This window comes from Escherichia sp. WS1368 (genome assembly GCF_046487485.1).
GTDB lineage: Bacteria > Pseudomonadota > Gammaproteobacteria > Enterobacterales > Enterobacteriaceae > Escherichia > Escherichia coli.
Window position 1 is genome coordinate 1011339 of the sequence record NZ_JBJQJI010000001.1, and the last position, 20961, is coordinate 1032299.

The 20961-nt window shown below is 49.4% G+C and carries 18 protein-coding genes and 1 other RNA gene; 2 read left to right on the forward strand and 17 right to left on the reverse strand.

Going from position 1 to position 20961, the window contains the following annotated elements:
- Position 1: 1 nt before the first annotated feature.
- The 3 genes from hemP to ppsR form a co-directional block, all read right to left on the reverse strand.
- Positions 2-193, reverse strand: a complete 192-nt coding sequence (hemP, locus tag ACJHYD_RS04950; protein ID WP_001270810.1) for a hemin uptake protein HemP — start codon at positions 191-193, stop codon at positions 2-4.
- Between the two features lie 130 nt (positions 194-323).
- Complete coding sequence (gene aroH, locus ACJHYD_RS04955) at positions 324-1370, reverse strand: 3-deoxy-7-phosphoheptulonate synthase AroH (RefSeq protein ID WP_001551176.1); 1047 nt, start codon at positions 1368-1370, stop codon at positions 324-326.
- A gap of 156 nt (positions 1371-1526) precedes the next feature.
- Complete coding sequence (gene ppsR / locus ACJHYD_RS04960; protein WP_000368046.1) at positions 1527-2360, reverse strand: posphoenolpyruvate synthetase regulatory kinase/phosphorylase PpsR; 834 nt, start codon at positions 2358-2360, stop codon at positions 1527-1529.
- Between the two features lie 332 nt (positions 2361-2692).
- On the opposite strand from ppsR, the gene ppsA reads away from it, so the two are divergent.
- Positions 2693-5071: a phosphoenolpyruvate synthase gene (gene ppsA / locus ACJHYD_RS04965; RefSeq protein ID WP_001551175.1), complete on the forward strand. Its 2379-nt coding sequence runs from the start codon at positions 2693-2695 to the stop codon at positions 5069-5071.
- A gap of 56 nt (positions 5072-5127) precedes the next feature.
- Here the strand turns inward: ppsA and fadK are convergent, their stop codons facing one another.
- From fadK to ACJHYD_RS04990, 5 genes are read right to left on the reverse strand one after another with little or no spacing between them, the layout of a single operon-like run.
- Positions 5128-6774 carry a medium-chain fatty-acid--CoA ligase gene (gene fadK / locus ACJHYD_RS04970; RefSeq protein WP_001309534.1) on the reverse strand — a complete coding sequence of 549 codons (1647 nt, stop codon included), beginning with the start codon at positions 6772-6774 and terminating at the stop codon, positions 5128-5130.
- Positions 6775-6830: 56 nt separating this feature from the next.
- The gene (locus tag ACJHYD_RS04975; protein WP_000081071.1) at positions 6831-7124 is read right to left on the reverse strand and encodes a ferredoxin family protein; all 294 of its coding nucleotides are present in this window, start codon (positions 7122-7124) and stop codon (positions 6831-6833) included.
- Positions 7121-8410: an FAD-dependent oxidoreductase gene (locus tag ACJHYD_RS04980; RefSeq protein WP_001551174.1), complete on the reverse strand. Its 1290-nt coding sequence runs from the start codon at positions 8408-8410 to the stop codon at positions 7121-7123. The genes ACJHYD_RS04975 and ACJHYD_RS04980 overlap by 4 nt, the downstream gene beginning before the upstream one ends.
- A gap of 55 nt (positions 8411-8465) precedes the next feature.
- The gene (locus tag ACJHYD_RS04985; RefSeq protein WP_000080713.1) at positions 8466-9404 is read right to left on the reverse strand and encodes an electron transfer flavoprotein subunit alpha; all 939 of its coding nucleotides are present in this window, start codon (positions 9402-9404) and stop codon (positions 8466-8468) included.
- Positions 9405-9423: 19 nt separating this feature from the next.
- Positions 9424-10188, reverse strand: coding sequence for an electron transfer flavoprotein (locus ACJHYD_RS04990; protein WP_001551173.1), 765 nt, complete (start codon positions 10186-10188; stop codon positions 9424-9426).
- A 315-nt stretch (positions 10189-10503) separates the two neighbouring features.
- Here ACJHYD_RS04990 and ACJHYD_RS04995 point away from each other — a divergent pair, with 315 nt between their 5' ends.
- The gene (locus ACJHYD_RS04995) at positions 10504-11415 is read left to right on the forward strand and encodes an AraC family transcriptional regulator (RefSeq protein WP_000284798.1); all 912 of its coding nucleotides are present in this window, start codon (positions 10504-10506) and stop codon (positions 11413-11415) included.
- 42 nt (positions 11416-11457) lie between these two features.
- Here ACJHYD_RS04995 and ACJHYD_RS05000 read toward each other — a convergent pair whose 3' ends face one another.
- The 9 genes from ACJHYD_RS05000 to ydiK all read right to left on the reverse strand — a co-directional run bounded on the left by ACJHYD_RS05000 (position 11458) and on the right by ydiK (position 20732).
- Complete coding sequence (locus ACJHYD_RS05000) at positions 11458-12609, reverse strand: acyl-CoA dehydrogenase (RefSeq protein ID WP_000347836.1); 1152 nt, start codon at positions 12607-12609, stop codon at positions 11458-11460.
- Between the two features lie 13 nt (positions 12610-12622).
- Positions 12623-14218: an acyl CoA:acetate/3-ketoacid CoA transferase gene (locus ACJHYD_RS05005; RefSeq protein ID WP_000805670.1), complete on the reverse strand. Its 1596-nt coding sequence runs from the start codon at positions 14216-14218 to the stop codon at positions 12623-12625.
- 144 nt (positions 14219-14362) lie between these two features.
- Positions 14363-15121: a type I 3-dehydroquinate dehydratase gene (gene aroD, locus ACJHYD_RS05010; RefSeq protein WP_000860192.1), complete on the reverse strand. Its 759-nt coding sequence runs from the start codon at positions 15119-15121 to the stop codon at positions 14363-14365.
- Between the two features lie 30 nt (positions 15122-15151).
- The gene (gene ydiB, locus ACJHYD_RS05015) at positions 15152-16018 is read right to left on the reverse strand and encodes a quinate/shikimate dehydrogenase (RefSeq protein ID WP_000383469.1); all 867 of its coding nucleotides are present in this window, start codon (positions 16016-16018) and stop codon (positions 15152-15154) included.
- An 11-nt stretch (positions 16019-16029) separates the two neighbouring features.
- A complete protein-coding gene (locus ACJHYD_RS05020; protein WP_001328865.1) occupies positions 16030-17295 on the reverse strand; it encodes an MFS transporter in 1266 nt (421 codons plus the stop codon).
- Positions 17296-17521: 226 nt separating this feature from the next.
- Entirely contained in the window at positions 17522-18736 is a 1215-nt protein-coding gene (locus tag ACJHYD_RS05025) for an MFS transporter (protein ID WP_001551172.1), read from the reverse strand.
- A gap of 98 nt (positions 18737-18834) precedes the next feature.
- Complete coding sequence (locus tag ACJHYD_RS05030; protein WP_001308680.1) at positions 18835-19191, reverse strand: YdiL family protein; 357 nt, start codon at positions 19189-19191, stop codon at positions 18835-18837.
- A gap of 135 nt (positions 19192-19326) precedes the next feature.
- Positions 19327-19434: antisense sRNA RprA (rprA, locus tag ACJHYD_RS05035), an RNA gene on the reverse strand.
- 185 nt (positions 19435-19619) lie between these two features.
- A complete protein-coding gene (gene ydiK, locus ACJHYD_RS05040; RefSeq protein ID WP_001551171.1) occupies positions 19620-20732 on the reverse strand; it encodes an AI-2E family transporter YdiK in 1113 nt (370 codons plus the stop codon).
- Positions 20733-20961: the final 229 nt, after the last annotated feature.

The window sequence follows — 20961 nt, forward strand, 5'->3', positions numbered from 1 at the left end:
GCTACTTGGTCAACAGCAGCTTGCCAGCCTGAGTTTTACGGAGCAGATATTCTTGCCCGTCATGATCGATAATCAGTTTGCCATCCGGACCTAACAGTGTCTGGCTGGTAATTCGCCGGATGGGCTGCGGGGAAGCGGTCTTGTGATTGGCATCCGTTTCAGGCGTGAGTTTTCTGCTATCCGTATAACGCATAAAAATTAATAATAATTGATATAACAATGATTCTTATTATCAATATTATGGCGGCCAGAGCAAGCAGTAATTTGTTGAGAAGACAACAAGTTGCGCAGAAATGCCCATTCCGTCAGGAATGGGCACGCATTCAGAAGCGGCTATCTACCGCAGAGGCGAGTTTTTCGACCAGGCGTTCGGTATCTTCCCAGCCCAGACACGGGTCGGTAATCGATTGACCGTAAGTGAGCGGCTGACCGCCGACGATTTTTTGCGTTCCTTCGCGCAGGAAACTTTCCGCCATAATTCCAGCAATCGCCGTAGAGCCATTGCGGATTTGCTGACAAATATCCTCACAAACTTCTAACTGGCGACGGTGCTGCTTCTGGCAGTTACCGTGGCTGAAATCCACCACCAGATGTTCAGGTAAATCAAACTCGTGCAGCGTATCGCAGGCTGCGGCGATATCATCGGCATGATAATTCGGTTTTTTGCCGCCACGCATAATAATGTGGCCATACGGGTTGCCGCTGGTCTGATAGATGGTCATCTGACCGTTTTTGTCTGGCGAGAGGAACATATGGCTGGCGCGGGCTGCGCGGATAGCATCTACGGCAATCCGCGTGTTGCCATCGGTACCATTTTTAAAACCTACCGGACAGGAGAGTGCCGAAGCCATTTCACGGTGGATCTGACTTTCGGTAGTACGTGCGCCAATCGCGCCCCAACTGATTAAATCAGCAATAAACTGACCGGTCACCATATCGAGGAACTCAGTCGCGGTAGGGACGCCCAGCTCATTTACCTGTAAAAGTAATTTGCGCGCCAGCTCCAGACCGTGATTTACCCGATAGCTGCCGTTTAAATCTGGATCGGAGATTAGCCCTTTCCAGCCGACAACAGTTCGTGGTTTTTCAAAATAGGTGCGCATTACGATTTCCAGCCGTGACTGGTACTGGTTGCGCAGCGACTGCAGACGGGTGGCGTACTCCATTGCAGCGGTGAGATCGTGGATCGAGCAGGGGCCAATAATGACCAACAGTCGCTTATCTTCACCATTCAGTATTTTTTCAATTCTGCGGCGGGAGTCGGTGACATGGGTGGCGACGCCAGGCGTTACGGGATACCGTAGCGCGAGTTCGGCGGGCGTTACCAGGCTCTCAATACGCGCAGTACGGAGTTCGTCAGTTCTGTTCATTACAAGTCTCAGAAATTTGTTGCTTCTACGGCAGGACTACCGGGAAGTGATGCGCATCACGATAAACCAATCGCAGCTGATTTCAAGTGCGAGGTGTGTCACACCTCGCCGGGTGGTTAGCATGATAACAAAAAAATAAGCTAATGCACTAGTTCTCTAGTACATTCGGCGGCTAAGGCCCATGATATCGAGAATCTTGGTGGCAATCTCTTCTACCGAATAATTGGTACTGTTAATCCACGGGATCTGATTTTTACGGTACAAGGCTTCTACTTCCGCGACTTCCATCCTGCACTGACGAAGCGAGGCATAGCGACTGTTCTCCCGACGTTCTTCGCGAATCGCCGCCAGACGTTCCGGGTCGATAGTCAGGCCGAACAATTTATGCTGAAGCGGTTTGAGCGACGCGGGTAGCACCAGATTATCCATGTCGTCGGCAATAAAGGGGTAGTTTGCCGCGCGGATACCAAATTGCATTGCCAGATACAGACTGGTGGGGGTTTTACCACAGCGAGAAACACCGAGCAGGATCACCTGAGCCTGATCCAGATTGCGCAACGAAATGCCGTCATCGTGGGCGAGGGTGTAATCAATCGCCGCAATGCGCGCATCATATTTATTGAGATTATTAGGGTTAAGGCCATGGGTACGATGAGCAATCGGCGTTGGATCCAGTTTCATCTCTTGTTGTAGCGGGGCAACCAGCGCCTGAACGATATCCTGGCAAAAGCCTTCACTTTGCAAGATGATGGCGCGAATCTCCGGCAACACGATGGAGTAGAAGACCAGCGGGCGCACGCCTGTCTGGTGATAAATTGCGTCAATCTGATCCTTCACTGCCCGTGCACGGCTCTCATTTTCGACAAACGGCAGCGTAATGCTGCTGATAGTGACGGGAAATTGTGACATTACTGCGTGTCCTAATACCTCCGCAGTTATTGCCGTACCATCAGAAATATAAAAAACGTGGCGATCAACAGCATTATCCATTTTGTTCTTCCCGTGATGCAGACATAATTCTATGAAAGCATAAATTAAAAACGCACAGAAGCGTAGAACGTTATGTCTGGTTTATAAAATGAACCTTCAATTTTATTTTTTATGAAAACAGCATTTCATTTTTACGGTTTCGTTTATACCGATGGTTTATGTGGAAATTGTCGAAGAGAGCAGATTTGCGCAACGCTGGGATCAGTCTTAAAAAGTAAAAAAATATATTTGCTTGAACGATTCACCGTTTTTTTCATCCGGTTAAATATGCAAAGATAAATGCGCAGAAATGTGTTTCTCAAACCGTTCATTTATCACAAAAGGATTGTTCGATGTCCAACAATGGCTCGTCACCGCTGGTGCTTTGGTATAACCAACTCGGCATGAATGATGTAGACAGGGTTGGGGGCAAAAATGCCTCCCTGGGTGAAATGATTACTAACCTTTCCGGAATGGGTGTTTCCGTTCCGAATGGTTTCGCCACAACCGCCGACGCGTTTAACCAGTTTCTGGACCAAAGCGGCGTAAACCAGCGCATTTATGAACTGCTGGATAAAACGGATATTGACGATGTTACCCAGCTTGCGAAAGCGGGCGCGCAAATCCGCCAGTGGATTATCGACACTCCCTTCCAGCCTGAGCTGGAAAACGCCATCCGCGAAGCCTATGCACAGCTTTCCGCCGATGACGAAAACGCCTCGTTTGCGGTGCGTTCCTCCGCTACTGCAGAAGATATGCCGGACGCTTCTTTTGCCGGTCAGCAGGAAACTTTCCTCAACGTTCAGGGTTTTGACGCCGTTCTCGTGGCAGTGAAACATGTATTTGCTTCTCTGTTTAACGATCGCGCCATCTCTTATCGTGTGCACCAGGGTTACGATCACCGTGGCGTGGCGCTCTCCGCCGGTGTTCAGCGGATGGTGCGCTCCGACCTCGCATCTTCTGGCGTGATGTTCTCCATTGATACCGAATCCGGCTTTGACCAGGTGGTGTTTATCACTTCCGCATGGGGCCTTGGTGAAATGGTCGTGCAGGGTGCGGTTAACCCGGATGAGTTTTACGTGCACAAACCGACACTGGCGGCGAATCGCCCGGCTATCGTGCGCCGCACCATGGGGTCGAAAAAAATCCGCATGGTCTACGCGCCGACCCAGGAGCACGGCAAGCAGGTTAAAATCGAAGACGTACCGCAGGAACAGCGTGACATCTTCTCGCTGACCAACGAAGAAGTGCAGGAACTGGCAAAACAGGCCGTACAAATTGAGAAACACTACGGTCGCCCAATGGATATTGAGTGGGCGAAAGATGGCCACACCGGCAAACTGTTCATTGTGCAGGCGCGCCCGGAAACCGTGCGCTCACGCGGTCAGGTCATGGAGCGTTATACGCTGCATTCACAGGGTAAGATTATCGCCGAAGGCCGTGCTATCGGTCATCGCATCGGCGCGGGTCCGGTGAAAGTCATCCATGACATCAGCGAAATGAACCGCATCGAACCTGGCGACGTGCTGGTTACTGACATGACTGACCCGGACTGGGAACCGATCATGAAGAAGGCATCTGCCATCGTCACCAATCGTGGCGGTCGTACCTGTCACGCGGCGATCATCGCTCGTGAACTCGGCATTCCGGCGGTAGTGGGCTGTGGTGATGCAACAGAACGGATGAAAGACGGTGAGAACGTCACTGTTTCTTGTGCCGAAGGTGATACCGGTTATGTCTATGCGGAGTTGCTGGAATTTAGCGTGAAAAGCTCCAGCGTAGAAACGATGCCTGATCTGCCGTTGAAGGTGATGATGAACGTCGGTAACCCGGACCGTGCTTTCGACTTCGCCTGCCTGCCGAACGAAGGCGTGGGCCTTGCGCGTCTGGAATTTATCATCAACCGTATGATTGGCGTCCACCCACGCGCACTGCTTGAGTTTGACGATCAGGAACCGCAGTTGCAAAACGAAATCCGCGAGATGATGAAAGGTTTTGATTCTCCGCGTGAATTTTACGTTGGGCGTCTGACTGAAGGGATCGCGACGCTGGGTGCCGCGTTTTATCCGAAGCGCGTCATTGTCCGTCTCTCTGATTTTAAATCGAACGAATATGCCAACCTGGTCGGTGGTGAGCGTTACGAGCCAGATGAAGAGAACCCGATGCTCGGCTTCCGTGGCGCGGGCCGCTATGTTTCCGACAGCTTCCGCGACTGCTTTGCGCTGGAGTGTGAAGCAGTGAAACGTGTGCGCAGCGACATGGGACTGACCAACGTTGAGATCATGATCCCGTTCGTGCGTACCGTAGATCAGGCGAAAGCGGTGGTTGACGAATTGGCGCGTCAGGGGCTGAAACGTGGTGAGAACGGGCTGAAAATCATCATGATGTGTGAAATTCCGTCCAACGCCTTGCTGGCAGAGCAGTTCCTCGAATATTTCGACGGCTTCTCAATTGGCTCAAACGACATGACACAGCTGGCGCTCGGTCTGGACCGTGACTCCGGAGTGGTGTCTGAACTGTTCGATGAGCGCAACGATGCGGTGAAAGCACTGCTGTCGATGGCGATTCGTGCCGCGAAGAAACAGGGCAAATATGTCGGGATTTGCGGTCAGGGCCCGTCCGACCACGAAGACTTTGCCGCATGGTTGATGGAAGAAGGGATCGATAGCCTGTCTCTGAACCCGGATACCGTGGTGCAAACCTGGTTAAGCCTGGCTGAACTGAAGAAATAAAATAAATCCCCGGCGGCGTTCAGTCGCCGGGTTTATGTGATCCCCGAAGATGAAACTTATTCAATCTCTTCACAGACATCCTGAGTTAATCTCCGCATAATATCTTTCCTTAACAAAAACTTTTGTATTTTACCTGAGGCAGTGCGCGGTAGTTTTTCGATTACCACGATATGTTCAGGATATTTATATTTCGCGACCCGTTTACGGCTAAAAAAAGCCACCACCTCTTCCAGCGATAATGAATGATGCGGTGCTTTCAGCACGACATAAGCGCATGAGCGTTCACCTAAACGTTCATCGGGCATCGCAACCACACAGGCATCGTGAATTTTAGGATGCTGCAATAAAATATCTTCTACTTCACGGCTGCTAATATTTTCGCCGCCGCGGACAATAATATCTTTCTTGCGCCCGGTTATTTTTATATAGCCGGCCTCATCCATGCAGCAGAGATCGCCGCTGTAATACCAGCCTTCTTCATCCAGGGCACGGGCGGTTAATTCAGGTTCATCAAAATACCCCATAAACACATTGGGGCCACGCGAGGCTTCTTCACCTTCGCAACCTGGCGGTAAGGTCTTGCGTGCGTCATCGACCACTTTAATCTCAACACCTGCGGCAGCGTAACCATCGGTGTGCATAAAGCGCGACAAAGGATCGTCGAGATTCACCACTGCGTGCGGCGAACTTTCTGTGGAACCATAAACACTTAATAATTTAATGCCGCGCTGCTGGCATTCACGCGCCACTTTTTTGGGGATTGTGGTCCCGCCGCAAAGAAAGAAGCGCAGCGCTGAAAGGTCAGCGGGTTGTTTCTCCAGTAAATTCAAAAGATCATAGACAAACGGCGTTGCGCCGAGCATACAGGTGCAACGCTGCTGCTCAAGCAGCGCGAGACACGCATCAGGAGTGAAAATATCTAACAACACGCTGCGAGCGCCAATTAAGAATGGTGCCGTTACGCCATGCAGAAAGCCCGTTGCATGACCAAGTGGCGCAGGCATCATAAAGACATCCTGCCAGGTCAGATTCAACCGCGCGCAATAAGCCCGCTCACTGGCGAGAATATTGTTATGCGTTAGCATCACGCCCTTTGGCAGACCCTCGGTTCCGGAGGTAAACAGCACCGCGGCTAATTCATCGCCGTGGACCGTTATCGCCGTGGTTAGAGGAGTATTGTCGGCGATAATCTGACTTAATGAGAGAGCAGAGGTGGCGGGAGCCAGTTTGTCCACGCCGACAAGTTGTTGTAGTTGTGGAAGCTGATTTTGCAGCGGCAGGATTAAATCTACCGGACGCGTTTGTTTAAACAACGTCGGAGCAAAGAACATTTTTGCCTGACACTTATTGAGCACCCATACTAGTTCTGCTTCCCGCCAGGAAGGCAACAGCGGTACGGAAACCGCACCGATTTTCAGGCAGGCAAGATAGATAACGGTAAATTCACACCAGCCAGGCAGTTGAAATGCGATGCGATCGCCTGATTCAATACCCTTCGCTAACATCCAGTTTGCCAGACAGCTCGCGGCGTGATCGAGCGCGCTATAGGTGTACGATGCTCCATGATTATCGACCACGGCAATTTTGTCTGGCATCGCACGAGCGGTCTGCTGCCAGTAATCGGCCAGCGAAGCATCGCCCCATAGCCCTTGCTGACGATACGCCGCACGACGTTGTTCGTTAAACGTTAATGTCACTTTCATTTTGGACTCTCGAGACAGAACATCAGGCCCGAGATGCGGGCCTGTGGGATGCATGATTAGCCGTAGCGAAAATCAATACCGAAGGTGCCTGCGGGATATTGCCACTGTTCGAGAATAGTGTTGCCGCACAGCACCCGACAGGTGCCGCACTCCAGACAACCGGCAGAATCAAAATGAATGTTGCCGGCGTCATCCTGCTTATAAAGTCCGGCAGGGCAGGCTTTCATTAATTTACGGAATTCATTGATATCGGGATTTGCCGCCAAAATGATATGCGGGTGGCCCTCATCAACATGGAATTTATTGACGCCTAATTTGATGTCGACGTTAACCGTAGCGTTCTGGCTCATAGCGCGGTTGCTCCCTTAATGCCATCTTTCAGCAAGTTGATCAGCCCAATTTTTTTCGCGTGTCCCATGATCATTTTGCGTACCGGCTGGTTTGGTTTGCCGTCAATGGTGAACATATCGTTCATGATGTCGGCGACAATGCGCGGATACTGACTAAACAGGCGCGGATTTTCCATCAGCGCCGGGATCTTGCGGAAATGCTGCATATCGCGCATAACACAACTTTGTTCCAGCTCACGTTTGTATTGCGCCAGACTGCTGGCGGAGAAATCCGCGCGTTCTTTGGCGGCAATCACTGTTGTGGCGGCAGCCTGAGCTGATGCAATGGCTAAATCCATGCCGCGAACTGTAAAACCCAAATTCAGGCAGAAGCCTGCGGCGTCACCAACGATCATCACGCCATCGTTAACCAGCTGCGGCACCATTGCCAGACCGCCTTCCGGCACCATATGCGCGGAATATTCAAGCAGTTTGCCGCCGCTAATCAGCGGGCGAATGGCGGGGTGTTGTTTAAAATCTTCCAGCATTTGCGGCACGCTTTTTTGCGCATGGGCGATATCACCCAATCCACAAACCAGCCCCAACGATATGGAATCCTTATTGGTATAGAGGAATCCGCCACCCATCAGGCCGTCAGAAGGGGAACCGGCAAACAGCCAGGCGGCACCTTCCTCGCCCGTAATATTAAAGCGATCGTTGATCTGTTCTGGTGTGAGGCCAATAACCTCTTTAACACCAACAGCGTAATGATGCGGATCGGAAGCGGAAACCATTCCCAGCGAGCGGCCAAGCATCGAGTTAACGCCATCAGCCAGAATCACCACATTCGCTTCAAGAACATCATCCCCGGCCTGCACGCCAGTGACCTTGTTTCCTTCACGAACCAGCGCATCGACGCGTACGCCCGGGATAAACTGCGCGCCCGCCTGCTCGGCTTGTTCCATCAACCACGGGTCCAGACGATTACGCAATACGGTATAAGACGCGTGTTGCGGAACATCTGGTTGCTCGCGGTGAAAGTCGAGGGTAACGGCGCTTTCTTCGGTTAAGAAGGAGATTTTCTCGCGTGTGACCTTGCGTTCTACCGGCGCTGATGCTGCAAAGCCTGGAATAATCGCTTCAAGTGTGTGGGCATAAAGACGCCCGCCGGTCATGTTTTTACATCCGGCACTGTCGCCGCGTTCTATCACCAGGACATCCAGCCCGGCTCGCGCCATGACCAGTGCGGCAACGCTACCGGCAACGCCCGCACCGACCACAATGGCATCAAATTTGTCATCCGACATGCGTTATGCTCCCTTCCCGCTGCGTTTACAGCGGGAGATGTGGTTGAAAGGGGAATTAGCGGCTCAACTGGCTAATCAGGGCAGGGACGACTTTGTAGATATCGCCCACCAGACCGTAGTCGGCATAGTTGAAGATTGGCGCATTTTTATCTTTATTGATGGCGACAATCACTTTTGCGCCGTTGCCGCCAACCATATGCTGGATCTGCCCGGAGATCCCCAGCGTCAGGTAGAGATCGGATTTCAGCAACACGCCGGAGACACCGATATAACGTTCACGCTCCATCCAGTTCTCGCCTTCGGCAATTGGACGTGAACAGCCGACTTCAGCATTCAGCACCGCCGCCAGTTCGTGGACCATTTTCAGGTCATCCTGCGCTGCCAGACCACGACCGACGCCAACCACACGTTTTGCTTTGCTCAGGTCCACGCTGCTTGCCGCTTTCGCACGGCGTTCGCGACAGAGAATTTCATGACGCGGGGCAACATAAGGTACCGTTTCTGTCGGGCACTGATGAGCGGTATCACTGGTGCACGGTTCCTGAACACCGGGTGCAAGGGTAATGATCGCCAGCGGGCTGTTGATCTTTTCCTGTGCGAACGCTAACCCGCCATACATCCGGTGTTCGGCGCAAATGTGACCATCGACAATATCCACCGCAGTGGCATCGTTCACCAGCGCCGCATTCAGTTGCACACTTAACCGTGCTGCCAGAGCTTTACCGCGTTTCGTCGCGGCCAGCAGCAACATAGAAGGATGTTTATCTTTCAGCAGGGCAGCAATGCTTTCGGCGTAATTTTCAGTACGTTGCAGCGCATCATTTTGCTCAAGAACATAAATACATTTTGGACCATAAGGCATAACTGCCTGCGCCTGGTCGGTATTTTGTACAATGGCATACACCTGTTGGCCCCATTGCTGCGCGCCGCCAAACAGTTCAGCATAACGTTCAGGATTATCGCTAAAGACCCAGACGCTGTTTAATTGACTCATCGTTTCTTCTCCGTAGGCTTCAGTTCAGGGCTTTCTTCAGATATTCCGCCAGCTCGGCAATGGCCTCCGGCGAATCGTTATCGAGAATGATGTGCTTACGTTCTGTTTGCGGCGGTACGCGAATGCCGGTCAGCTCAGCAAGTGGCGCGCTCTGGCTCCAGCCAATGTCACTTGCCTGCCACTGATTTATCGGTTTTTTACCCGCGCCGAGAATGGCTTTCATCGAAGGAATGCGTGGCATGTTAATATCGGAGGTGACGCAGAGCACGGCTGGAACAGAGAGCTCAATAACTTCAACATCATCTTCAAGCGTGCGTTCAATCACCAGTGTATTGCCCTGACGCTGAATAGCACTCACTGCATTAATCACCGGAAGTTGCAGAATTTCTCCGACCAGCAAGCCAACCTGCTGGGCATAAAGGTCACCGCAACCTTCACCAAAGATCAGTAAATCGAAGCCGATCTTTTCAACTGCTGCCGCCAGTGCTTTTGCGGTATCGAGAGGCAGTGCATGTTCAAGTTGCGCATCCTGCACCAAATACAGGCTATGCGGCCCGCGGGATAGCACGTCTTTGCGTACTTTCGAGTTCTGCAACAATGAGCCGCCAACGGTCAGCGCGGCTATCTCATCGTCATCTGTTGCAATCTGGCTTGCAGCTTCAATGGCATTGAGATCGAACTGGCTGATTTTGGCGTCGGCATTGTCGAAATTCAGGGTATATTCTGGAGTGACAACAATGTCCTGTTCTTCAGGCACCAGCTTAAAGCAGGTTATTATTTTCATGATTTCTCCTGTGAGTCGCATACGGAACCATCTCCGATGGAAGGTAAAAATGGCCTGAAAATAGTGTGCGATAGCGGTGCGGGGTTTTCGACGGAGCAAGCTGTTTTCCTTGCCAACAATCTTGCAAAAAAAATGCGATCGCTAAAACAAAAGTGCAATTTGCGGCAATATAGTTATTCCATGACCGTACAATCTTGCATTCAGTGTAAATAATCTTGTTTAGCTCTCGCTAAACGCGGTTGTATAACCGCAATACACGCCGTATTTTATCCGGCATATATTGTTTTTGCTTGCTCATGGAATAGGGAGGTTGTCATGTATCAACGCTGTTTTGATAACGCCAGCGAAACGCTGTTTGTCGCCGGTAAAACGCCACGGCTTTCACGTTTTGCATTTAGCGATGATCCAAAATGGGAGTCCGGACATCACGTTCATGACAATGAAACCGAGTTGATTTACGTCAAGAAAGGGGTAGCAAGGTTTACCATCGATTCTTCGTTATATGTCGCGCACGCCGATGACATTGTGGTGATAGAACGTGGCAGGCTGCATGCGGTGGCCTCTGACGTTAACGATCCGGCAACGACGTGTACCTGTGCGCTGTACGGCTTTCAGTTTCAGGGGGCTGAGGAAAATCAGCTACTGCAACCGCATTCTTGCCCGGTAATTGCCGCAGGGCAGGGAAAAGAAGTTATTAAAACCTTATTTAATGAGCTAAGTGTGATTTTGCCGCAAAGTAAAAATAGCCAAACATCTTCGTTATGGGACGCATTTGCCTATACGTTAGCAATTCTTTACTATGAAAACTTTAAAAATGCTTATCGTTCGGAGCAGGGATATATTAAAAAAGATGTTCTGATAAAAGATATTCTTTTCTATCTGAATAATAACTATCGCGAAAAAATCACTTTAGAGCAGTTATCGAAAAAGTTTCGTGCCAGCGTCAGTTATATTTGCCATGAATTTACCAAAGAGTATCGTATTTCCCCTATTAACTATGTTATTCAACGGCGTATGACGGAAGCGAAATGGTCACTCACTAATACTGAATTATCACAGGCAGAGATCTCCTGGCGTGTGGGTTATGAAAATGTCGATCACTTTGCCAAACTGTTTTTGCGCCATGTCGGCTGTTCGCCCAGCGATTACCGCAGGCAATTTAAAAACTGTTTTGCGGAACAAGAAATCTTATCTGAATTTCCTCAACCGGTAAGTCTTGCCGGATAAATCTGGCGGCGCAGTTTGTTAAGAAGCTGCGCCGCCTGCAGATTATTTGTTCTGATAATCTTTCAGGATCTGCCGACCCGCTACGTAAATCATAATTTCGTCTGTACCGCCGCCGATACGTTCACAACGGACATCACGCCAGAAGCGAGAGACGCGCGCCTCATCGGTATAGCCCAGACCGCCCATGATTTGAATCGCATCATCAATAACTTCCATTGCGGTACGTGCGCAGTACAGTTTTGCCAGCGCCGCGCTGGTGCGCAGTGACTGATGCTGATCGGCTTGCCATGCCACTTTCAGCACCATGTTGCGCATGTTGTCGATCTTAATCGCCATCAGCGCCAGTTTTTCCTGGATCATCTGGTTATGACCAATGGGCTTACCAAAAGCGATACGTTGGTTGGCATAGCGGGCGGCATCTTCAAAGGCACACTCGGCAAAGCCGGTGCTGCGCGCGGCGTTGATCAGGCGCTCCATCTCAAAGTTGTACATCACATTGAGGAAACCCATTCCTTCTTCGCCCACCATGTCGCTCTCTTCAACTTCCACGTTGTCGAGATAGACTTCGCAGGTGCTGAGCATATGCCAGCCGATTTTATGCAGCGGGTTAATCTTAATGCCGGGCTTACTGGAGTCGACCCACCACAGGGTGAAGGCTTTTTTGGGATCTTTCGGTTCTGGATCGCGCGCCAGCACCAGCATATACGGGTACTCTTTCGCGCCGGTAATAAAGGTTTTCTGGCCGTTGATGTAAACCTTGCCGTTTTTACGCGTGTAAGTGGTGGTGGCGCTGTTGTTATCTGAGCCTGCGCCTGGTTCCGTCAATGCCAGGGCATAGGCGGGATCACCCGTTTCCAGGGTGCTCTCTGCCGTTTTACGTAGCTGCTCTGCAGAACCGAAACGGCGCATACTGTGAATACATTGACCGTTGGTGATCAAAAATGCCGGGGCACCGCATTTTGACACTTCCATCAGCGCCAGCATTTGGGTGACGTAATCCGCAGGGATACCACCAAATTCTTCCGGCACGCCAAGCATGGAAATACCGTTATCCGCCAGTGCCCGCATAAATTCACGCGGGTATGTCCCGTTTTGATCGCAGGTGCGGAAATACTCTTCCGGAAAGTTAGTCGTAATCAGTTCGCGAATACTGGCCAGCAGCAGTTCTTGTTCTTCAGTTAAAGAAAAATCCATCGTGATACTCCTGTTAATGAGCCGCTTCAGGCAGGACAAAACCCATCGCCGCATCGATAAATAATCTTTCGTCCATCAGTTTGAGTTCTGGCGAAATCACTGGGGTGAAATCCATTTTGTCGAGAATATCTTTTTGTAAATCGACGCCAGGGGCGATTTCGATTAAATGCAGGCCGTCTTCTTTCAGCGTGAATACTGCGCGCTCAGTGATATAACGAACATCCAGCCCTCGCTCGAGAGCGATTTTTCCGCTGAAAGTAATTTCCGGTAGTTCCCGAATAAATTTCTTCACCCGTCCTTCCTGGACGATATTTAATTTGCCGTCGGTAATTTCTGTTTTTAAACTGCCCGCAGTTAATGTGCCGCAGAAAACGATTTTCTTCGAAGTGGCACTGATATCAATAAATCCACCGGTGCCCATGATTTTACCATTGAATTTATGCACGCCGACGTTACCGTGCTGGTCGACTTCAGCAAAACTCAAATAACAAACATCCAGACCGCCACCGTGATAAAAATCAAACTGGGACGTCATATCCAGAATGGCACGGGTATTCACGTTCGCGCCAAAGGCGATCCCCTGTGAAGTAATTCCGCCAATCGGACCTGTTTCTACCGTCAGAATAAAGTCATCAGCACAACCTTCTTCTCGGGCGACCAGGCCAATGCCGTCAGCAATACCGACGCCGACATTCCCCACCGCGCCTTTACGCATTTCGAATAATGCGCGCCGTGCAACTAATTTACGTTGGTTTAGGGGCAGGCTAAGTTTGGTGCTGTCATCAAGGGTGAAGTCACCAGAAATAAAGCGGTTAACCGGCGCACCGCCATACAGTTGGGTTTGATCCGGATCGACCACCACAATATCCACCAGATAACCCGGAATACGGACAGATTTAGGATGCAGCGTGGCTTTCTTAACCATTTTCTGCACCTGCATCATCACAATACCGCCGTTATTGTGCACCGCCTGGGCAATAACCAATGCGTCGAGATACATCACCTCATCTTCAAAAGTGGCGTAGCCTTCGCTGTCGCAGGTGGTAGCGCGAATGAAGGCGATATCTGGCGCAATCGCTTTGTAATAGAGATATTCTTGGTTATCAAACTCGACCAGTTTAATCAGGTCTTCTTTAGTGACTTCATTCAGTTTGCCGCCTTGCTGGCGTGGATCAACAAATGTCCCGATGCCAATATCACTAATAATACCAGGCTGGTGGGCTGCGGCGGCGCGTAAGGTTTGTGTAAGTACACCTTGTGGATAGTTATAAGCAATAATTTTATTTTGTTCTGCGAGATCAGAAATACGCGGCGATTGTCCCCAGTGACCGCATAATGCCCATTTCACCAGACCTTCTTGTGCCAGCGGACTAATACCACGGTCGGCGCGATCGCCAAGCCCTGTTGGACTAATAATCGATAAATTACGTGGTGTTTGAGTCTGTTTATATTTATCAGCAAGAGCAGTAATTAACGTGGTGGCTTCCAGAATACCGCCGCCAGCGCCTAACACACAAAGTGTTGCTTCGTCGGGAATATAATTCACCGCTTCCTGTGCCGACAGGACCGGCACTCGTCCATTAATACGAGGTGGTTTTACAGGTTTCATTGTTAATTCCTGATTCAGATGTGATTTTCCCTACGCCAGATGGAGAATTAGCGCACAGAGACTCACGAAATATTTTTATTAAATACGGTTAAATATATTTTTTTAGTTCGGCGGGGGAGGATGTTCCCGCCGAAATATTATTGCTTATGCCTGATGTAAAATAGTTAATACTGTGCGCAAATCATTTACCGAGATTTGCCCTGGTGCAGAGGCCTTTTTTACCGCACCAAAAGTTGCCGCCGAGCCAAATACTTCACCAGCCAGACGAGAAATTACGCCAGTTTTTGCCATTGACATCGTGATGATTGGACGATCGGCATACTGCTCCTGCATCTCCAGGGTCGCGGCAAGCAACGTCAGCACATCGCTGGTACTTTGCGGCATCAGCGCAATCTTAGGAATATCGGCGTCGAAGGACTGCATTTTGCGCAGACGGGCAATGATTTCTTCGGCTTCCGGCGTTTTATGGAAGTCATGGTTGGACATGACAACTTTCACATCATGCGCGTGGGCGTAGGCGACGGTTTCTTTAACCTGATCATCGCCGGTAAATAACTCCAGATCGATCATATCAACCAGGCCGCTGTCGATGGCTGCACGATTGAGTGCAATATAAGCCTCGGTGGAAATCGCCTGCTCGCCGCCTTCTTTGGCACTGCGGAAGGTAAACAGCAGCGGTTTTTCTGGCATGGTTTCACGGAGAATTTTTGCCGCCGCCATGACAGAATCCACATTGGAGAGGTCGGCATAGTGGTCAACACGCCATTCCAGAATATCAAAGTCCGCTTCACGATAGGCGAGAGCTTCAGATTTCACGCTGGCGATATCTTTCGCCATCAGCGAGACGATGATTTTAGGTGCGCCCGTACCAATGACGAGATCTTTTACAGTTACGGTTTTCATTTTTTACCCTTTCTGCACGCGGTCAGCCTGTCAGGCACCGAACCCCATGACCTGTTTAACATATTCCAGAGGGAAATCTTTGCCAGTCCATAACGTGAACTGTTCAGCCCCTTGCCACAACAACATGCCGTATCCATCAATCGTTTTGCAACCAGCTTGTTGCGCCTGCTGCAATAACTTCGTCATATGCGGGTTATACACGCATTCAGTGACCAGAAGTCCCGGATGTAACAGACTGATATCATTAACCAATGATTCATTCTCAAGGGGTTTCATACCCACTTTTGTGCCATTGGTTAAAATGTCGGCGGAAGCCAGGGCTTCAGCAAAGGCTTGCTGATCGGCGAGATCGGTAACCGTGACGACACAATCGGTGTTTTCGTTAACCCGCTGCGCGAAGGCGAGGGCTTTATCGAAGAACTCATCCCGACGGTTAAAGAGTTTAATTTCTTTTAAACCTTCAATTGCCCCCTGCGCGCCAATCGCCGTTGAGGCACCTCCGGCCCCTAACAGCACCATCGTTTTGCCTTTGATATCAAAACCGCTCTCTTTAATGGCGCGAATATGGCCCGTGCCGTCGGTGTTATAGCCACGCAGATAGCCATCATCATTAACGATGGTGTTGATGGCACCCACCAGTTTGGCCGCTGGCGTTAATTCATCAACATATTCACACGCCAGTTGTTTGTTCGGCATTGATACACCAGTTCCGCGCATTTTGAGGGCTTTTAATCCTTCAATTGCTCCGGGAAAACTATCGTTATCCACTTCAAAAGCCATATAGGTAAATGGCAATCCCGCTTTTTCTAAGGCTTTATTCTGCATTTCAGGCGATAAACTGTGGCGGATGGGATATGCCATCAGCCCAATCAATTCGTATTTTGCGGTAACATCCATAATTAACTCCTTTAACCTCTATGCTTAATTGTGTTTAACCGGGTGCTAAATTTACGCTCGCCAAACCGCACATCATTTTCAGGAATAATGAAAACGCGGTAATAGCGGATAAAGACAATAATTGCGGTAATCAGGGCCAGCAGCGCGAAAGTAAAATCGAGAGCAATGATATATTGCAGGCCGATGTTCGACAGATAACCGGTAATCAGCGGAATAACAAAATTAGCCAGTCCACCCATCATCATATATATACTGGTGACTTTGGCTTTGCTTTTTGGGAAAAACTCTGACATGACCGAAACGCCGAGCTGTAAAATGCCGCCAGCTGCTGAGAAACCGATAACAAAGGCTCCGGCATTACACACCAATGGAGAAGGGTACAGGTAGATAATGGCAGCTGTTATTGTTGCCAGTGCAGAGTTAAATACATTAGCCCAGATGGGCCGGACCATTTTTTTCAGCAGTGCGGCAAAAATAAAGACACAGACCAACGAGCCCATACTGTAATAAGAGATGGTTTTTAATGCCTCAGCTTCTGACATACCAGCAAAAGCCATCGCATATTTGGGCATCCACACCACAATCACATAAAAGGTCGAGAATGCGGCTACACCGAACAGTACTGATGAAACACCTTCCAGCCAGACTAACGGTTTGCTGTTCATTTGCGGTAATTCATTAGCTACGCTGGCGTCCACCAACTGGCTGGGGAATTTGCTTTTCAACAGCATCAGTGTGATCAGTACAAACAGAATACCCGGAATAATCAGCCCATAGCCGTACCAGATGTTATTGAGCAACATATAGCTCACCAGCATTGGGTAGAACATTTGCCCGAATGACACCATCGCTTTAACCAGTATGACCGCCGAACCAGAGGCTTTCGGAAAGCATTCCATGAGCGCGGGGTAGCCACCCGTATCCAGCGCTGAGTTAGCGATACCTACGCACACTGCCAGACAGTAGGCGAGAGTTAAATTCGGGCAAGCGGGAATACCAAAGAAGAATAGCAGATACATTATTACTGCCATTAATATCACCGCCCGACGACCAAACTTATCGGAGATCACACCGAAGAATAAAATACTGATCAATCGCCCCAAACCGATACCGGAAATTAAATAGGCAATGCCCGCGTTGTCAGTGGAAAACTTTTCTGCCAGAGATGACATATTTTGGGCAAGCGTAATAACACTAATGCCGTGCAGGAAATAGCTGAAGTAAATACAAAGAACAGCCAGGATAAATGGCGTGCTGAAAGCCTTATTTTGAGACATTTTCACAGCTCCTTGCTGAAAGATAATTTCGTTACCGTACGTATTGTTCTCCGACGGTTCACATAATTACTATACTGAAGATGATTTTCCCTGGGTACATGGCATAAAGTTTATGTTTCCAGGAATATTGCATGTCATAGTTTGTTTTTTATCGCGATTTTCGTTAGTTGGCGCAGAAAGAGTTATTTATCCGTAAGATCTTGCATGACCTGAAAAGAATATTGCATTACCCACCCGGAGCGACATTTTCCTTTAGCGAGTGATGCCGCGTTTCTTTGCGGCTGCGTAAGCCGATAAACAGTGCCAGTAAAAAGCCGATGGCAGCGATGGCGGTATCGAACCACATAATATCGGCAATACTTCTTTGGGACAGATGAGCCGTAATCAACGGAATAGTAAAGGTCGCAATACTGCCCGCACTGTAATAGATCCCTGTAGCTTTACCTTTAGCGTAGGGGAAACGTTCAGCCATTAATGTCAGGCCAATTTGCACAACACCTCCAGCAGAGGTAAAACCAATGACAAAAGCAAATATTATCACCACATAAAATGTGGGATGCAGGCAGACGGTAAACAGAGCAGTAAATGAGATAAAGGTGTACAGCATGAGTAATGTTGTTGCTCGAACGGTATTACGAATGAGTGGAGCGGTAATAAATACACAAAGCAGCGAACCCACGGTGTAGATACTGAGTAGTTTGATCGACATAGTGTATGACATGCCTGCAACAAATTGTCCGTACTGTGCCAGCCACTGGCTAACCAGATAAAACGTTGCCATTGAGATATAGCCATATAAGGTATAACTGGCTAAATCGATTATTGAGCAGCGATGTTCCGTAGAGCTGGTGGTTTTCTTTATGACAGGTAAGCGACGACCCGGATGGGGTGGGAACGTACAACGGTATAAAAACAGAGCGTTAATAAACATAATGCCTGCGGCAATCATAAAGGACCAACCGAACCACAGTTCAGCCCACACTAACAGGCTAATGATTAGCGGTAATAAAAATTGCCCGCTGGAAACAAATGCTTTAATTAAAATATTGGCTGTACCCGGTGAGCGTGGAAAAGCTTCCATCAAACTGGGATAGGTGCCTGCATCGAGAAAACTGTTTGCCATTCCCGCCAGAAAGCCAAAAACATAAGCGATAATGATGTTATTGGTGTGCAGGATGCCAAAAAAGAAGGCCATATAGCAACACATCCCGAGCATGATAAAAGGGCGGCGACCAAAGCGATCGGATAATAATCCTGCAAAAAGCAAGACACTTAATCGACCAATACCCAGCGATGAGATAACTATTGAGACGCCTGCGGCATTAGTCTGCCAAAGCGTCTCCAGCGAGGCCATATTCAGGCTCATCAAAATGACGCCCATACCATGCACCAGGTAATTAAAATACAACCCCAGTGCGGTAGGGTAATAGGGATTTTTCATAGGTTCTACTTAGCAAAGGTGCTTTAAAAAGTGAAGCGATGTTGTGTCAGCATCCGTTCATTATTGTTGTAACAACGACAATTCCTTTCTTTGGAAAATTAACAAAGGCGCTCCAGATCGTGTGCATATAATTCAGCGGCTACCGATTGATAGATCTTCCAGTCAATAAAATTGCCATCAGGGTAGACTTGTTGAAACGCGGTTAAGTCGGGGAAAAAACGCATGGTGTTGTTGCCGATGCGGTTATTTATTTTCTCTATGATGGCATGAAGATGTTTTTTTCTTTGCTGACGCATAGCCAACAGTTGCTCGACTACACGATCAGGAATGGCGTATTTGCCATTTTCCCATTGACGCCAGCTTTCACTGTCACCGGTCTGGGCAATCCAGGTCGCGCATTCATCAATAGTCATGGCAAAAATATGGCGGAGTGCCTGGAGTTCATAAGCGTTCATCGTGTAATGGCTGCATGAAATAAACAATAAAATATAAATAACATTATCAGCCTGCTGACGGCTTGAAGAGAGTCACAGTATCTTGTGCAACATTATTGGAAAGCGTGAGGGGCGAGGTAGCGAAGCGGAAAAATGTTAAAAAAAAGCCCATCGTGGGAGATGGGCAAAGACTACACACAGCAATTCGTTGTTTCACTCAGGGGATTTCCATGCTTATAAATCAATATGTTGATTTATAACCGTGAGCTAATAGTAGGCATACGGACTTTTTGCGTCGATCAGATTCGTCTCATTAGTTTAAAAACTGTAAAGAATTTGCGACAGGTACTACCAGCTGAATGGCGGTAAGCAGGAAAATATGGGGAAGAGCAAGCAAATATCAATTAGCGGTGGTTAACAATCAGGCGGCAGAGCCGCCTGATGAGAAATTACTTATTCGGTTTCTCGGTTTCGCCAAGTTCTTCGAGAATTTCTTCCGGTTGGTCCGTCGGCGGTGGGACCTCTTCCACCCACGCGGCAAACAGACGCCAGGAAACGGCTAAAAGAACCGGACCAATAAATAGACCGATCATCCCGAAAGCAATCAAACCACCAATAACACCAGAGAGGATCAGGATCAGCGGTAAATCGGCACCCATGCGAATTAACATTGGGCGGATGACGTTATCCAGCGTGCCAACCACACCGCTCCACACTAACAATACCGTTCCCCAGGTGGTATCACCGGTCCAGTAGAGCCAGATAATCGCCGGAATCAGTACCGGCAACGGTCCAAGCTGGACAAGGCAGGAGAGGATCATTAACACCGTGAGCAACGTTGCATAAGGTACGCCGGATACGGCGAGGCCGATACCGCCAAGCACTGCCTGTACTAACGCTGTCACCACAACACCCAGCGCCACCGCGCGGATAGCTTGTGCCGCTAGCAGCACGGCGGCATCTCCACGAACGCCTGCCAGACGGGTTGCAAAATGGCGAATGCCTTGCCCCACTTGTTCACCGCGCCAGTACAGCAGGGCGCTGAAGAGAAGCATCAGCGCACAATGCACCATAAAGCGCCCGATATGCGCCGCCTGCCCAACGAACCAGGTGGTGGTGGTGCCAATATAAGGACGGACTTTTGCCATGATCGCCGTCCCCCCCATATCCAGCAAGTTGTGCCAGCCTGCATACAGCTTCGCGCCAATCACCGGAATGGTATTAAGCCACGCCAGATCGGGTAACGTCATGTCACCGCTGGAAATGGCTTTAATTAGCGGGCCGCTGCCGTCGACGATACTGTTAACCAGCAAAGCAATAGGGATGATAAACACCATCACTAATAACAGCGTCATCACCAGAACGGCGAGAGAGCGGCGGCCAAACATGATCTTTTGCAAACGTAACAATACCGGCCAGGTGGCGATAACCACCGTACCGGCCCATGCAAAGCCGAGAATAAAGGGTTGAACAATCCACAGACATGCCACAATCATGATGGCTAAAAACAGCACCGAAAGCAGAATTTGTGCGACATCCCTGGGCTGACGAACATTTACCATAACAACTTTTCACCTTTTTTGTGCGTCAAATCGTCGACGCGACGTGAACACGCGAAACTCACCTGCATAATGATGAGCAATTTCAGCGGTTTTTAACAGGCCGATTCTGCCCTTAATTCTGATGGGCGTGTTAGAAAAAAATGTGGTACAACAACTCAGGCAACACGCAAACGATTTACTCGTCGTATTTCAAGTTGCATGTGCTGCGGCTACGTTCGTTCACCCCAGT

Excerpts from the sequence above, each read along its gene's own strand:
- ydiB (WP_000383469.1), bottom strand. The coding sequence starts at position 16,018 with ATGGATGTTACCGCAAAATACGAATTGATTGGGCTGATGGCATATCCC.
- ppsA (WP_001551175.1), top strand. The coding sequence starts at position 2,693 with ATGTCCAACAATGGCTCGTCACCGCTGGTGCTTTGGTATAACCAACTC.
- ACJHYD_RS05005 (WP_000805670.1), bottom strand. The coding sequence starts at position 14,218 with ATGAAACCTGTAAAACCACCTCGTATTAATGGACGAGTGCCGGTCCTG.
- ACJHYD_RS04995 (WP_000284798.1), top strand. The coding sequence starts at position 10,504 with ATGTATCAACGCTGTTTTGATAACGCCAGCGAAACGCTGTTTGTCGCC.
- fadK (WP_001309534.1), bottom strand. The coding sequence starts at position 6,774 with ATGAAAGTGACATTAACGTTTAACGAACAACGTCGTGCGGCGTATCGT.
- ACJHYD_RS05020 (WP_001328865.1), bottom strand. The coding sequence starts at position 17,295 with ATGTCTCAAAATAAGGCTTTCAGCACGCCATTTATCCTGGCTGTTCTT.
- ACJHYD_RS05030 (WP_001308680.1), bottom strand. The coding sequence starts at position 19,191 with ATGAACGCTTATGAACTCCAGGCACTCCGCCATATTTTTGCCATGACT.
- ACJHYD_RS04980 (WP_001551174.1), bottom strand. The coding sequence starts at position 8,410 with ATGTCGGATGACAAATTTGATGCCATTGTGGTCGGTGCGGGCGTTGCC.
- ACJHYD_RS04990 (WP_001551173.1), bottom strand. The coding sequence starts at position 10,188 with ATGAAAATAATAACCTGCTTTAAGCTGGTGCCTGAAGAACAGGACATT.
- ACJHYD_RS05025 (WP_001551172.1), bottom strand. The coding sequence starts at position 18,736 with ATGAAAAATCCCTATTACCCTACCGCACTGGGGTTGTATTTTAATTAC.
- ACJHYD_RS04985 (WP_000080713.1), bottom strand. The coding sequence starts at position 9,404 with ATGAGTCAATTAAACAGCGTCTGGGTCTTTAGCGATAATCCTGAACGT.
- ACJHYD_RS04975 (WP_000081071.1), bottom strand. The coding sequence starts at position 7,124 with ATGAGCCAGAACGCTACGGTTAACGTCGACATCAAATTAGGCGTCAAT.
- ydiK (WP_001551171.1), bottom strand. The coding sequence starts at position 20,732 with ATGGTAAATGTTCGTCAGCCCAGGGATGTCGCACAAATTCTGCTTTCG.
- aroH (WP_001551176.1), bottom strand. The coding sequence starts at position 1,370 with ATGAACAGAACTGACGAACTCCGTACTGCGCGTATTGAGAGCCTGGTA.
- ACJHYD_RS05000 (WP_000347836.1), bottom strand. The coding sequence starts at position 12,609 with ATGGATTTTTCTTTAACTGAAGAACAAGAACTGCTGCTGGCCAGTATT.
- ppsR (WP_000368046.1), bottom strand. The coding sequence starts at position 2,360 with ATGGATAATGCTGTTGATCGCCACGTTTTTTATATTTCTGATGGTACG.
- hemP (WP_001270810.1), bottom strand. The coding sequence starts at position 193 with ATGCGTTATACGGATAGCAGAAAACTCACGCCTGAAACGGATGCCAAT.
- aroD (WP_000860192.1), bottom strand. The coding sequence starts at position 15,121 with ATGAAAACCGTAACTGTAAAAGATCTCGTCATTGGTACGGGCGCACCT.